Annotated in this window: 9 protein-coding genes; 5 read left to right on the top strand and 4 right to left on the bottom strand. The window is 71.1% G+C overall.

The annotated features are described in order from the left end of the window. Window positions 1–722 precede the first annotated feature (722 nt). From ACVW07_RS13070 to ACVW07_RS13060, 3 genes are all read right to left on the bottom strand, one after another. Window positions 723–3,587 (bottom strand): ATP-binding protein, encoded by a 2,865-nt coding sequence (locus tag ACVW07_RS13070; protein ID WP_456819666.1) that lies wholly within the window; start codon window positions 3,585–3,587, stop codon window positions 723–725. 203 nt (window positions 3,588–3,790) lie between these two features. Then, complete coding sequence (locus tag ACVW07_RS13065; protein ID WP_456819665.1) at window positions 3,791–4,216, bottom strand: type II toxin-antitoxin system death-on-curing family toxin; 426 nt, start codon at window positions 4,214–4,216, stop codon at window positions 3,791–3,793. Continuing rightward, window positions 4,213–4,416: a ribbon-helix-helix protein, CopG family gene (locus tag ACVW07_RS13060; protein WP_456819664.1), complete on the bottom strand. Its 204-nt coding sequence runs from the start codon at window positions 4,414–4,416 to the stop codon at window positions 4,213–4,215. Before ACVW07_RS13060 ends, ACVW07_RS13065 begins: the two co-directional genes overlap by 4 nt. Window positions 4,417–4,705: 289 nt before the next feature. Between ACVW07_RS13060 and ACVW07_RS13055 the strand changes: the two genes are divergently transcribed. Then, window positions 4,706–5,710 (top strand): hypothetical protein, encoded by a 1,005-nt coding sequence (locus ACVW07_RS13055; protein WP_456819663.1) that lies wholly within the window; start codon window positions 4,706–4,708, stop codon window positions 5,708–5,710. Beyond that, on the top strand, window positions 5,602–8,397 hold the full coding sequence (locus ACVW07_RS13050; RefSeq protein ID WP_456819662.1) for a hypothetical protein: 2,796 nt from the start codon (window positions 5,602–5,604) through the stop codon (window positions 8,395–8,397). Before ACVW07_RS13055 ends, ACVW07_RS13050 begins: the two co-directional genes overlap by 109 nt. 51 nt (window positions 8,398–8,448) lie before the next feature. On the opposite strand, the gene ACVW07_RS13045 is transcribed toward ACVW07_RS13050, so the two are convergent. Further along, the gene (locus tag ACVW07_RS13045) at window positions 8,449–9,438 is read right to left on the bottom strand and encodes a sugar-binding transcriptional regulator (RefSeq protein WP_456819661.1); all 990 of its coding nucleotides are present in this window, start codon (window positions 9,436–9,438) and stop codon (window positions 8,449–8,451) included. 139 nt (window positions 9,439–9,577) lie between these two features. On the opposite strand from ACVW07_RS13045, the gene ACVW07_RS13040 reads away from it, so the two are divergent. The 3 genes from ACVW07_RS13040 (at window position 9,578) to glpK (ending at window position 13,806) form a co-directional block, all read left to right on the top strand. Then, the gene (locus ACVW07_RS13040) at window positions 9,578–11,389 is read left to right on the top strand and encodes a glycerol-3-phosphate dehydrogenase/oxidase (RefSeq protein WP_456819660.1); all 1,812 of its coding nucleotides are present in this window, start codon (window positions 9,578–9,580) and stop codon (window positions 11,387–11,389) included. 90 nt (window positions 11,390–11,479) lie between these two features. Then, window positions 11,480–12,229 carry an MIP/aquaporin family protein gene (locus ACVW07_RS13035; protein WP_456821081.1) on the top strand — a complete coding sequence of 250 codons (750 nt, stop codon included), beginning with the start codon at window positions 11,480–11,482 and terminating at the stop codon, window positions 12,227–12,229. Window positions 12,230–12,282: 53 nt separating this feature from the next. After that, a complete protein-coding gene (gene glpK / locus ACVW07_RS13030; RefSeq protein WP_456819659.1) occupies window positions 12,283–13,806 on the top strand; it encodes a glycerol kinase GlpK in 1,524 nt (507 codons plus the stop codon). Window positions 13,807–13,954 lie beyond the last annotated feature (148 nt).

Below are 13,954 nucleotides of genomic sequence, written 5' to 3'. Positions count from 1 at the left end.
GTTCCCAGGTGACAGGTGCCGCCTGCGCTCCGCTCAGCGGAGCGCTGAGAAACAGAGCGACCGCCGTGGCGGGCACCGCCAGCGCGTTCGTCATGGTCCCCCGCCTGCGCGAGTGGCGTTGTGCTACCGGTGAAAGGGCAACCTCGTTGAGCTTGGACATTCGTCTTCCCCTCCTGATCCTGCCGGTGGCCAAAGAATTCCGCCATCACGGAAATCGCCGCCTATCCGCGGTCGATCGGGTCGACGACCATGGAGACAGCAATTTTCATGAGCGGAATCCTGAGCCGTCCCCGAAATGGGATGGCACAACGATGCCCGCCAGCGGCGGCGAGCACATCGGTAATTCACTTAGGTCGCCCCTGCAGAGCGCTTAGGCGCGACCGGCATCTGCGATGCCACGTTGACGGTGCCGCCACTCCACGGGCTGCCGGAGGCTCTGCCGGCTCCACCAAGGTGTCGTTGCTGCCTGAGCCGCCGGTCTCGAGCAGGGATCCGCGGTCAAGGTGTCAGCGGAGCCGCGAGGACCGGAGAGCCCGGCCGCGCCCCGGGCTCATCCTGATCGGCGGCGACGCCATCGTCGAGCCCCCGCGGCCCGCACATCGGTAGTCCGCTCAGGTGGCCCCTGCAAAGCACTTGGGCGCGACCAGCAACCCCGGAGCCCGTGACGACGGTGCCCCGGCTCGAGGAGCTTCCACAGGCCGGCCCGGCTCGACGGGGACTGCCTAGAGACCGAGGTTGCGGGCGACGGCTGCCGCTGCCGTCCGATTCGCGACGCCGAGCTTGCCGAGGATGTTGGACACGTGGACGCTCGCGGTGCGTTCCGAGATGCCGAGCGCGCGACCGATCCGACGGTTGGTCAGCCCGCGCTTGAGGTGGTCGAGGACTTGACACTCGCGTGGTGTCAGCGCGACCGGTGCGCGCACCGCAGGCGCCTCGGTCGGTACGGAGATCACCACCGATCCTCGTGCGGCCAGCGCCTCGATCTCCTCGACCAGCGGTCGTGCGCCCAGCGCCGAGGCGGTCTGCCAGGCGCGCGACAGGGCCTCTTCGGCACCGGGCACGCCTTCACCAAGGCACGCCTCGGCCAGCCGCAGCCCGGCGTAGGCGCGCTCGGACGGCCACTGCTCGGCAAGCACGGTCACGCGCCGCCACAAAGTCACGGCAGGCAGTGCGTCCGCTCGCGCCCACTCCGCCGCGACCTCGGCCGCGAGCAGGCCAGTCATGCCGTGATCGTGGAAATCGCGCCCGAACCTGTCGACGAGCTCAGCGGCCTGGCTTCCCTGCGGAGCGGGCTGCCCGCGCAGCCGGCGGACCACCGCGATGTCCCCAAGGGCGCGCAGGCACCAGTACAGCAGGTAGGCACGCTCGGCGGCGAACATCGTGTGATCCAGCTCCGCCTGGACAAGTGCCAGAGCGGACTCGGGATCGTGGCGCCACAGGCACAACTCCGCGATCGCGGGCACCACTACCCTGCGCTGAACGACGTCCGGGCTGTCCCGCAACGGCTCGAGCAGACGCTCGGCCTCCGCCCACTGACCCCTCCCCGTGCACAGCATCGCGTGCGACATGGCCAGGTGGACCCGGTCTAGCGGTTCAAGTTCCTGTCCCGATGAACTCTCCAACGCTTGCGCCTGCTGCTCGGCCAGATCCCACTCACCGAGCATGTACAGCTCCATCGGCAGGTTGCTCACCAAGCTGGCGGCCCAGCCGCTGAGGCCCGGACCGCTGCGGCGGGCGACCTCCACCGCTTCGCTGGTGACCGCGACGCACTCGTGGAATCGGAGATCGTCGAACAGCACGCCCGATATTGCGGTGGCGACCCGTAGCTCGTCCTCGACATCTCCGTACGTGGCGGCGAGGTGTCGCCCTTCGCCCAGCGCCTCGATCGCTGCAGCGGCCTCGCCCAGGCCCTTCAGTGCGGTCCCGAGCGTCGTGAGTGCCGAGCACTCCAGAACCGGGGCACGCGCGGACACTGCGAGCTCCCGTGCGTTCTCGGCGGTGCGGCGCGCGCGTTCGAGGTCTCCTGTCATCATCAACATCTTGGCGAGCTGCGCGGTCACCTCGGCCTGGATCTCGACCGGGGAGTCGCCTGGCAGCAGGTCGTGACCGCGCCGCGCGTCCCACAAAGCCTCCGCCGTCAGCCCTTGCCTGTATCGGACGATGGCACGCCGGGCGTGAAGGACCGCCAGGGTGGCGGGGTCACCCGACGCGCCCTGCCTCAGGGCGGCCGAGAGCAGGTCGTCTGCCTCCTTCACGCGCCGGGTCCGGCCGGCGGCCTGCGCCGCGCCATTGAGCGCCTCAAGCTCCAGCACCGGATCTTCCCCCGGGGTGAGGGAGTCGAGGAGCAGCCGCCACAGCGAGTAGGCCTCCTCGTACGCCTGTTGCGACCACGCCTGTGCGGCCGCCCGCCTCAGCGCCGGTCGTGCACGGGTGGCACGACCCGCGCTCAGCCAGTGATCGGCGAGGACGGCAGGCGCGAGCACCTGCCCACCCAGCTCGGCCTGCAGGGACTCGGCGGCGACCGCAAGGGCTTCGTGGCTCTGCCTGAGGTTGGAGGCGCCGAGGAGGGGGGTCAGAGCCTCGCCGTACAGGCTGTGGCGCAGCCGGAAGCCGGATCCGTCTTGGAGCACGAAGTTGCGCATCCCAGCGTCCCCGACAGCTTCGGCGACCTCGGGGCCCAGGGCGTGCTCGGCCAAGCTCGTCTCGACGTGCCCACCTCCGGCGAGGACGAGACCCACCAACCGGCGCCCTGGCATGCCTACCCCGGACAGCTCGTGGGCGACCACGGCACGAACGGATGAGGGCAGCGCTCCCTGCTCCGGCCCGGAGTGCAGCAGCTGCTCGGCGAAGAACGGGTTCCCACCAGAGCGTTCCAGCAGGTCGTCCACATCGGCGGTCGTCCCGTGCGTGCCGTGCCTTGCTGTGGCGAGTGCGGCCAGCTCGGCACGGTTGAACGGCCGCAGCTCGATCGTCGTGGTCAGCGGGCTGCGCACGAGCTCTGCGTACGCCGAATCCACGGTCGCGGACCAGCCAGGCTCACGGCCGACCAGCACGAGCAAGACCGGCTGCCACGACAGGTTGCGGGCAAGGAAGGTCAGCAGCTCGAGGGTGGACGGATCGGCCCACTGCACGTCGTCGATGACGAGCACGACGGGGTCCTCGAGGTCACCGAGAAAGTCGAGCAGCCCCTCGAAGACCGCCTTACGGGTCGGGGCAGCGAGGGGCTCCTCCCGTGGAGCGATGAGCGCGTCGAGTGCGGCTGCCTGCTGCGGCGGCAACGCCCGTGGGCGCCGGGCCCGTACCAGTGGGGCAAGAGCTTCGCTCAAGGGTCCAAACGGCACCGCGTCCGCGCGCGCTACGGAGCCCCCGGCCAAAGGTGTGACGTCCGTGGCCAGCACACGGCCGAACTCCTCGACCAGGCGCGTCTTTCCAACGCCGGCGGCGCCCAAGACCAGCGCCACCCTGGACCCGTGCCCTCGTGCCACGTCGAGGAGTCGGCACAGTTCGCGCAGCTCGGCACCCCTGCCGATGAACGGCTTGAGCGAAGGCTGGCGGCTCCGGTGCGACACCGCCTCGTGAAGACCCATAACCAGATGATGCGACACAGTCCTCTGCCGCAGGCACCCACGAATCGGGTCTGCTGCAGCGGTCCACTCTTGGAGCATCCTCGACCGCCGTGTCAACGACGGCTGAACACGGACCCTGTGTCGACGGGCGAAAGTGAACCCCTCTCGTGGTGTGGTCAGTCGGTGGTGGCCGCGGGCGGGCGGCCGAGATCGCGGTTCTTGCGTCACCGACCGCGGCGTCTCGCCTGCGACCCGACGACCGGCTGTGTCCGGTCGTCCGGTACGGCGTGGTCCTCCAGCCACCGGGCGATCTGGTCGAGCGGCGGATGGTCGTCGCCGGCGACCATCCGCATGAACGCGTCGCCGTCGTCGGCACGTGTGACGAGGGCGTAGCCGTTGAGGTCGTAGAACCGGGCCGCCAGCAGCCATGCGAGACGCTTGTTGCCGTCGTACAGGGGGTGGCTCCGGCTGATCGAGTCGAGCAGCGCAGCAGCCTTGAGGTGGAGCCCATCGTAGGACTCGTGGCCGAACACCACCTGCTGGGGTCGTGCGAGTGCCGCACCGATCAGGCCGGCGTCCCGCGCATGGAGCGCGAGCAGGCCGAGCACCGCCTCGACGTCGTTCTCGTCGGGGTAGCTGATCGAGGTCACTTCGCCAGCCGGTCCAGCAGATCTCGGTCCCGTTCGATCAGCCGGGCGATCGCCTCCGTCGACGCCTCACGGCCGACGCGCCGGGCGGCACGGTCGCGGATCGCGAGGACGACGACGTCGTTCATCGACCGGTGCTCGGCCTCAGCGAGGTCCCGCAGAATGGCCGCCTCTTCCTCGGACAGCCGCAACGTCATGGCCATGACCACTCCTCCAGTGTCAGGGTGATACCACCGTAGTGGCAGGTTGCCACCGTGTCATCGCGGCCGAGCTGACGCTGCCTGAGTGTCCCCCGCGCCGAGACCGGTACTTCGGGGTGAGAACGGCACTGTGATGCCGTTCTCACCCCGAGGTCACGTGCTCGGCCAGCGGTGCGGGTGAACCTCTCCTGGGGCCCCGGGCAACGGGGTGAACTCGGCGCATCGGGCCCGATCCGGACACGTGGGGCTGCGAAGGTGTCGACTCCCCCGTCGGCGAGTCCCCGAGGTCTCCATGCGTCTGTTCTGGTCCAGGTTCCGTCGTCCCGTGGTCGTCGGAGCCATGGTCTCGGCACTCGTCGCCGGTCCCGTGGTCGGTTCCGCGCAGGGCGCGCCACCTGCGTCGCCTGCTGCGGCGGCGGTCGCCATGACGGCAGGCCGGTGGCTCCAGGTACCTCTGCGGGTCGAGCGGGGAGCATCCGGGGGAACGACGCTCGCAGCCGGGACGGCCCGCGACGCGCGGCTCGCCGCCGGACCGGACGCGCCTCGCGGTACCCGCTCGTTCCTGGCCCAGGTCCGCATCGACGCCGTCAGCGCCGGCACCCTGTCGATCTGGAGCCGCGGCGACCGGCGACCGGACACACCGGCGATCAGCTACGGCGCGGGCACCTCGTCCACGACGACACTCGTGTCCACCGACGGGACGGGCAACCTCACCCTCCTCGCGTCGTCGGGCGTCCGGGTCCGGCTCACCGTCACGGGGTACCTGCAGGGCGCGCCGGGCGCCGACCCAGGTGCGGGTGGCACCGTCGTCGTCCGATCCTCGACCGTCGTCGACTCCTCGACCGGCGCCGGCGGTTCGGTGCCCGATGCCGGCAGGACAGCCGTCGTCCCCGTCGCGGGCAACGGACCGGTCCCGGTGCGTGGCGCCCGCGCGGTGTGGCTGTCGGTCGCGGCACGGGGGCCAGCGGGCGGCACCCTGGCCTTCGGCACACCCGGGCTGACCTCCGCCGAGGTCAAGCTGTCGACCTCCTGGTCGACGTCGCTGGTCCTCGTGCCGCTCGACGAGGACGGTCAGCTCGCGTACTCGACGGGCGGCCCCGCCCCGGCCGCGCTTCGTGTCGCCGTCGTCGGGGCTGGGTCGGCGGCACCCTCCCCGACGGGAGCCGACCGGCGCTGTCGGACGGCATCGTGCCGATCCCGGGCCGTGCCCTCACGCCGACCACGGGCCCCGCGCGCGTCCACACCGTGCAGGTCACCGGGCGTGACGTCCCGCTGGGTGCGTCGGGTGCCGTGCTGACGGTGGGGGTCCGCACGACGGCGACAGCCGGAGTGCTGCGGGCCTCCGACAACACCCTCGGCTCCCTCCTGGCGGGCGGACCCGGTGCTGCCGTGCCCGCGGGCACAGCCGCGACGGTCACGCTGGTCGTACCGATCGGCACGGGCGGCCGCACCTATCTCTCGGTCCCGCCGGCCTCGACGCTCTCGTCCGTACAGATCCAGGGCTATCTCACCGGCCCGGTGCCCGCCTCCTCGGACATCGTCGCGCCGACGCTCACCGTGGAGACGCCCGCGCAGGACGCGACGATCGACCAGGCGCAGGCTCCGGAGCTCACGATCACCGGCACGGTCGCGGACAGCGGCTCCGGCGTCCGAGACGTCACGGTCAGCGTCGGAGGCACCCAGGTCGGCGCCGCGTCGATCGCGGCGACGAGCACGGTGAAGCAGACGTGGACCGTGACGACGCCCGCACCCGTGGGCAGGGCGACCCTCGTGATCACGGCGACCGACTGGGCCGGCCGCAGCACGACCGTGGCTCGGGACATCACCGTGACGGCACCTGCTGCGGACGAGGTGGTGGTGGCACCGGACGCGCACGTCCTGACCTCGGTCGAGTCCGCGTCGCTGACGCGAGTGGGGACGCGGACGGTGGTGTTCGACGGCGCCGCACGGGTCGTCGCCGGGGACGTCCTGGTGAGCGGGATCACCGCCTCAGCGCCGGACGGTCTGCTCCGGCGCGTCGTGTCGGTGGAGCGCCTCGGCACCACGTCGGTCGTGCACACCGAGGACGCCAAGCTGACGGACGCGATCCTCGAGGTGCACATCGACGCCGACGACGTCGAGCTGGACGGAGGCGACGAGCTCATCGGCCCGTCCCGCGCCGCGCCGCAGGCCGTGGGCCTGTTCGGCCGGCTGTCGGCCGCCGCCGCGAGCCCGTCGGCGGACGAGCACGAGCCGGGCCAGTGGTACACGGAGGGTCAGGACTTCTCCTTCGCGGACGGCATCGGCCGGGTCGTGGTGGGTGCCGGCTTCTCGATGGCCGCCTCCATCAAGCTCGACATCGAGATGAGCGTCACCTGGTCCGGCGTCTCGTCCGAGGTCCGGTCCTTCTCGGCCACGCTGACCTCGGTGACCACGCTCAGCACGGATGCATGGTCGTCGTCCGGCCTCCCCGAGGCGTCCGTCTCGAAGTCGTTGTGGAACAAGTCCGTCGGCTCGCTCACGGTCCTGGTCGGTCCTGTCCCGGTCGTCTTCGAGTTCGAGCTCGGCCTCGACGTCTACGGCAAGCTCGCTGCCGAGCACGAGTTCGAACGGCACGACGAGGTCACGTTCACCGCTCGCGCGGGCGTCGCGTACGCGGACGAGGAGTGGCACCCGATCTGGGAGAGGTCGGCGAGGAGCTCGAGCACCGAGACGGGCTCCGACACCGTCAAGGTCGGCGCGGGAGTGGGCTTCGAGTTCGCCGTCAAGCTCTACGGGTTCGTCGGTCCGTTCTTCGGCATCTCGCTGGGGCCCGAGTTCGAGTCCGTGCGCGACGCCGTCACGGGCGAGCACCGGAGCAAGCTGGAGGGCGTGCTCGGCGCCTCTCTCGGGGCGAAGCTCGAGTTCGAGGTGTGGAAGTTCACCGTCACCCTCGCGCAGGCCCAGTGGGACCTGCCGTCACTGCGTGTCCTGATCTGGAAGTCGCCCTCGGCGCCGGGTGACCCGACCGACCCGGGAGACGACGGCGGAGACACCGGTGGCGGCGGCGGGGACACCGGTGGCGGCGGGGACACCGGTAGCGGCGGCGGGCACACCGGTGGCGGTGGAGACGGCGACGACGGCACGGGTACCGGCCACGCGCCTCCCTTCGGTCTGACGGACGTCGAGCTCCCGGTCTGCACGACACCGACGACCCCTGTCGTCGAGCGCTTTCCCGCCACGCAGCTCGGCGCGCAGGAGGACGGCTCCAGGAAGTTCTCCTTGGAGGCCGACGCGCGGGACTGGATCGAGACGTACGACGCCATGTCGTGGCTCGACCTGCGCATCCCCGGCCTCGATCCCACGAGCTCGGTGTCGGCCTACTGGCAGCCCACCCTGGACGGCGCCTGGCCGACGCTCCGGTGGCAGGACGCGCACTACTACGTCGACGAGTCGGGCGAAGGACGGTGGGCCGTCGACCTGAACTCCGCCCAGCGGCGGGCGCTCCGGGAGGGCAACACCGGCTTCCAGATCTACGTGGTGGGCGCCGCGACCCCGCCCACCGAGGCCACGATCGTCGCGAGCCACGCCCGGTTCATGTGGTTCCCCGGCGAGGACCTCTGCGGGAACCGCCCGGGCCAGCGGATCGCCGACGGACGGCCCGAGGTGCGGGGCCTGCACTGGGACGCCTTCGGCGACCGGATCCAGCTCTCGCTGGAGCAGGACCTGGTCCCCGCCGAGACGAGGTGGGTGGGCCTGGAGTGCGTCGTCACGGACGACTTCGGGAGCGGGGAGGACTTCGGGCCGTTCCGCACGGTGCTCTCGGTCAACGAGCCCTACGAGCGGTGGGTGGGCCGGTTCGAGACGGCCTACAAGCCCGTGCCTGCCTACATCTCCAGCATCGGGACCGACTCGGTGACTACCGTGCGGTGCACCGCGACCGCCTACGACCGCCGCAACACGCCGCTCGAGTCGTTCACGCAGGTCGGCCCTGACATCAACAGGCCGTACTTCGCGCCGTTCTGATCGTGGACCTGACCGGAGGCAGGGGCCTCCGGTCAGGTCGGGTCCTCCCGGTCACACCTTCGCGCGCACCCGCCGGGGCAGCGGCGGCGCCACGGCCTCGAGGAGCTGGGTCGCCGTGAGCTCGTCGACGACGAGGTCGGTGACGACCCCGGCGCGCAGCGCGGCGAGCAGCGGTGCCACCTTGTTGTCGCCCGCCACGATGCACACCCGCCTCGGCACGTGCTGGAGCTCGTCGGGCGTCGGGCCGGTCGCACGTTCGTTCAGGTGGACGTCCTGCCAGGACCCGTCGGCCCGCAGGAACACCGTGCAGACGTCCCCGACCACGCCCTCGTCGTGCAGCAGCCGCACGTCGGCGTCGTCGAGGTAGCCGGCCGAATAGACGTGCGAGGGGACCGCCCCGGCCACGGCACCGGCGGAGAACACCGCGATGTCCGCCCGCCGCTGCATGTCCAGCACCCGTCTCACGGACCGCTCCCGCCACATGGCGGCCTTCGTGTCGGGGTAGTCGAAGAACGCCGGGACCGAGAAGTGGTGCACGGCCGCGCCGAACGCGGTACCGAACGACGAGATGAGGTCGCTCGCGTACTCGATGCCGCTGGTCCGCATGTTGGCGGCCCCGTTGAGCTGCACGACGGCGGAGCCGCGGGTCGCCTTGGGTGCGAGGTAGCGGGACACGGCAGCGAGGGTGGTGCCCCAGGCCACGCCCATCACCATGTCGGAGTCGAACCACGACGACAGCAGCCGGGCCGCGGTCATGGAGACCTGGTCCAGCCTCTCGATGTGCGAGGCGGAGTCCGGCACGGGCACCACGTAGGTGTCGATGCCGAACGTCGCGGCGACCGACCGGCCCAGCCCCGGTGCACGGGTGCTCGCCGGGCGGAGCGTGATCTCGACGAGCCCGGCCTGCCGCGCCCGCTTGATGAGCCGCGACACCGTCGACCTCGACGTGCCGAGGTGCCGGGCGATGACCTCCATCTTGAGGTCCTGCAGGTAGTACATCGACGCCGCCCGAAGGACGTCCTGCTCACGTTCCACGTACATGCGGCTCACCCCCCGGTGCCGGACGCTGGGTGCACGTTCGTGCAGCCCGGTTGCGCGTTCGTTCGCCCCGTGATGACCATAGCGAGCACGTGTGGGAGACAGCGACACGTAGCGCGGCGAATCACCCGGGGGACGGCACATGCGCACAGCACCGTTGACGGCACAGGGACGACAGGACGCGCTCGGTGCGCTGCGGGCCAGCGCGGACCGGGGCAGCGAGCTCGACGTGCTGGTCGTCGGGGGTGGCGTCACCGGTGCAGGCATCGCCCTGGACGCGGTCAGCCGGGGGCTCTCGACGGCCGTGATCGAGGCGCAGGACTGGGCCAGCGGCACGTCGAGCCGGTCGAGCAAGCTCGTGCACGGCGGCCTGCGCTACCTGCAGATGCTCGACTTCCACCTCGTCCGCGAGGCGCTCACCGAGCGGGACCTCCTGATCACCCGGCTCGCGCCGCACCTGGTCAAGCCCGTCTCGTTCCTCTACCCCCTCGAGAACCGGGTCTGGGAACGGGCCTACGTCGGCGCAGGCGTCGCGCTGTACGACACGCTCGCCAGCGTGACCGGCTCGAAGCGGGCGCTGCCGATCCACCGGCACCTCACCCGCAAGGGCATGGAGCGGCTGTTCCCGGACCTGCGCCACGACGCGGCGATCGGTGCGGTCCGCTACTGGGACGCGAGCGTCGACGACGCCCGGCTCGTCGAGACCCTCGTCCGCACCGCGGTCTCCTACGGCGCGCACGCCGCGAGCCGCACCCAGGTGGTGGGGCTCCAGACGACGACCGGCGGCGCGGTCACCGGCGCCGAGCTCGTGGACCTCGAGACGGGCGAGCGGCTGGACGTCCGGGCACGGCACGTCATCAACGCGACCGGCGTGTGGACCGAGAAGACGGAGTCGCTCGCCGGGTCGGAGGGCGGGCTGCGGGTGCTCGCCAGCAAGGGCGTGCACATCGTCGTCCCGCGCAGCCGCATCGCCGGCGACACGGGCCTGATCCTGCAGACCGAGAAGTCGGTGCTGTTCATCATCCCGTGGTCGCGGTACTGGGTGATCGGCACCACCGACACCCCGTGGACCGAGGAGCTCGTGCACCCCGTCGCCACCAGCGCGGACATCGACTACGTGATCGAGCACGCCAACACGGTGCTGTCCCGGCCGATCACCCGGGAGGACATCATCGGCACGTGGGCGGGCCTGCGGCCGCTGCTGCAGCCGCAGATCAAGGAGGGCACCTCGTCGGCGAAGGTGTCGCGCGAGCACACCGTCGCCGCCCCCGCCCCCGGCCTGACCGTCATCGCGGGCGGCAAGCTCACCACGTACCGGGTGATGGCCAAGGACGCGGTGGACTTCGCGATCGGGTCCCGGGCCACCAGCCTGCCGTCCATCACGCACGACCTCCCCCTCGTCGGCGCCGAGGGGCTGCAGGTGTTCCAGCGGCAGGCCCGTGCGATCGGTGCGCGGTACGGCTGGGACCGTGCCCGGATGGACCACCTGCTGCACCGGTACGGGTCGCTGCTCGGCGAGATCGTCGACCTGGTCGACGCCACCCCGTCGCTCGCGGACCCGCTCAAGGCCGCGCCGGCGTACATCGGCGCGGAGATCGTCTACGCGGCGAGCCACGAGGGCGCGCTCCACCTCGACGACGTGCTCATGCACCGGACCCGCCTCAACTACGAGCAGGCCGACAAGGGCGTCGGGGCGCTCGACGAGATCGCCGACCTCGTGGGACCCGTGCTCGGCTGGGACGAACGGACGCGCAGCCGGGAGATCGAGGCGTACACCGCGCGGGCCGAGGCGGAGGACGCGGCCGCGCAGCAGCCCGACGACGCGGCCGCGGTGCAGGTGCGGCTGCGGGCGCTGGACCTGGCGCCGATGCAGGGCGTCGAGGAGACGGTCGGAGCCGGTACCAAGCCCGGTTCACCAGCCGGTCGCGGAGCGTCCGGACCTGCCGGCACCTGAGCGCACGGGATCACCGAAGACCCCCCGCGCCCCGTCGCGGGGCGCACGTGACAACGACGTCAACAGAAGGGGTAGCTCGTGGACACTCTCATGTCCCACGCGTTCGTCTCCGAGATCCTCGGCACCGCGACTCTGATCCTGCTGGGCACCGGGGTCGTGGCGAACGTGGTCCTGCCCGCCAACAAGGGCTTCAACGGCGGATGGCTCCTCATCAACTTCGGATGGGGCCTCGGCGTGTTCTCCGGCGTGTACGTGGCCTTCAAGTCCGGGGCGCACCTCAACCCGGCCGTGACTCTCGGGCTGCTGGCCGCCGACATGCCGTTCGCCACGCTGACCGGACCCGGCGGCCACGTCACCGCGACGATCCAGCCCACGGCCGGCAACGCGTTCTGGTACATCCTCGCCGAGTTCATCGGGGCGTTCATCGGCGCGGTGCTCGCGTACGTGGCGTACAAGAAGCACTTCGACGAGGACGCCGACCCGGCCGTCAAGCTCGCCGTCTTCTCCACCGGCCCGGCCATCCGCTCCTACACCTGGAACCTGCTCACCGAGATCATCGCCACGTTCGTCCTGGTGTTCTTCGTCGTCGCCTCGGGCAAGACCCCGTCGGGCCTGGGCCCGCTCGCCGTCGCGCTCGTCGTCGTCGGCATCGGCGCCAGCCTCGGTGGTCCCACCGGGTATGCGATCAACCCGGCCCGTGACCTCGGCCCTCGCATCGCGCACTTCGTGCTACCCATCCGCGGCAAGGGCACGAGCGACTGGTCCTACTCCTGGGTGCCGGTCCTCGGCCCGGTCATCGGCGGCGTGCTCGCCGGCCTGGCCGGTGCCGCCTACACGTGACCGGCGCGTGAACGGCACCGCCCCCGACAGCTCCCGGAAGGAATGACCGCACCATGCCCGACACCCAGTACGTCCTGGCCATCGACCAGGGGACGACGAGCTCCCGCGCGATCGTGTTCGACCACGGCGGCCAGATCGTCGCCACCGGCCAGAAGGAGCACGAGCAGATCTTCCCCAGGGCCGGGTGGGTCGAGCACGACCCGGAGGAGATCTGGACGAACATCCGTGAGGTCGTCGGCCTCGCCCTGACGCGGGCCAACATCACGTACCGCGACCTCGCCGCCGTCGGCATCACCAACCAGCGCGAGACGGCCGTGGTGTGGGACCGGACCACCGGCAAGCCGGTCTACAACGCGGTCGTCTGGCAGGACACCCGCACGGCCAAGATCACCGAGGAGCTGGGGGCGCTCGGCGGCGGCGCCGAACGGTACAAGGACCGGGTCGGCCTACCGCTCGCGACGTACTTCTCCGGCCCGAAGGTCCGCTGGGTCCTCGACAACGTGGACGGGGCCCGCGAGAGGGCGGAGCGCGGCGACCTCGTGTTCGGCAACACCGACACCTGGGTGCTGTGGAACATGACCGGCGGCGTCGACGGCGGCGTGCACGTCACCGACGTCACCAACGCGTCGCGCACCATGCTGATGAACCTCGACAGCCTCACGTGGAACGAGGAGATCGCCGGCGAGATGGGCATCCCCGTCTCGATGCTCCCGGAGATCCGCTCGTCGTCCGAGGTGTACGGCACCGGCCGTGAGGGCGGGATGGTGCCGGGCGTGCCCATCGCGGGCATCCTCGGCGACCAGCAGGCCGCCACCTTCGGCCAGGCCTGCTTCGAGGTCGGCCATGCGAAGAACACGTACGGCACGGGCAACTTCATGCTGCTCAACACCGGCACGTCACCGGTCGCGTCGAAGAACGGGCTGCTCACCACGCTCTGCTACAAGATCGGCGACGCCCCCGCGGTCTACGCGCTGGAGGGGTCCATCGCCGTCACCGGCTCGCTGGTGCAGTGGCTGCGCGACAACCTCGGGATCATCAGCAGCGCACCGGAGATCGAGGAGCTCGCCAGGACCGTCGACGACAACGGCGGGGCGTACTTCGTGCCGGCGTTCTCGGGCCTGTTCGCGCCGTACTGGCGCTCGGACGCACGCGGCGCGCTCGTCGGGCTCACGAGGTACGTCAACAAGGGCCACATCGCGCGGGCCGCCCTGGAGTCCACGGCCTTCCAGACCCGGGAGGTGCTCGACGCGATGAACGCCGACTCCGGCGTGGACCTCACCGAGCTCAAGGTCGACGGCGGCATGGTCGCCAACGAGGCGCTCATGCAGTTCCAGGCCGACATCCTCGGCGTCGACGTGGTCCGCCCCAAGGTCGCCGAGACCACCGCGCTGGGCGCCGCGTACGCCGCGGGCATCGCCGTCGGGTTCTGGTCCGGCGAGCAGGACGTGATCGACAACTGGGCCGAGGACAAGCGCTGGTCGCCCTCGATGGACACCGGTGAGCGCGACCGGCAGTACCGGCTCTGGAAGAAGGCCGTGACCAGGACCTTCGACTGGGTGGACGACGACGTGAGCTAGGGGCCGCTCACGCTCGAGGGCCGGAGCGCGCGCTGAGGAGCGCCGCCGCACCGGCGAACGACGAAGGCCGGGTGCGGGGGCATGTGCACCCGGCCTTCGCCGCGTCCGGGTGCATGCCTCGATCCTGGACCCGCGGTGCGGCTTGCTG

The sequence above is a fragment of the Cellulomonas sp. URHB0016 genome (genome assembly GCF_054057935.1).
Note: the sequence above shows the minus strand (reverse complement) of the source record. Positions and strands in the feature narration are given on the sequence as shown.

Excerpts from the sequence above, each read along its gene's own strand:
- glpK (WP_456819659.1), top strand. The coding sequence starts at position 12,283 with ATGCCCGACACCCAGTACGTCCTGGCCATCGACCAGGGGACGACGAGC.
- ACVW07_RS13045 (WP_456819661.1), bottom strand. The coding sequence starts at position 9,438 with ATGTACGTGGAACGTGAGCAGGACGTCCTTCGGGCGGCGTCGATGTAC.
- ACVW07_RS13070 (WP_456819666.1), bottom strand. The coding sequence starts at position 3,587 with ATGGGTCTTCACGAGGCGGTGTCGCACCGGAGCCGCCAGCCTTCGCTC.
- ACVW07_RS13055 (WP_456819663.1), top strand. The coding sequence starts at position 4,706 with ATGCGTCTGTTCTGGTCCAGGTTCCGTCGTCCCGTGGTCGTCGGAGCC.
- ACVW07_RS13060 (WP_456819664.1), bottom strand. The coding sequence starts at position 4,416 with ATGGCCATGACGTTGCGGCTGTCCGAGGAAGAGGCGGCCATTCTGCGG.
- ACVW07_RS13035 (WP_456821081.1), top strand. The coding sequence starts at position 11,480 with ATGTCCCACGCGTTCGTCTCCGAGATCCTCGGCACCGCGACTCTGATC.
- ACVW07_RS13040 (WP_456819660.1), top strand. The coding sequence starts at position 9,578 with ATGCGCACAGCACCGTTGACGGCACAGGGACGACAGGACGCGCTCGGT.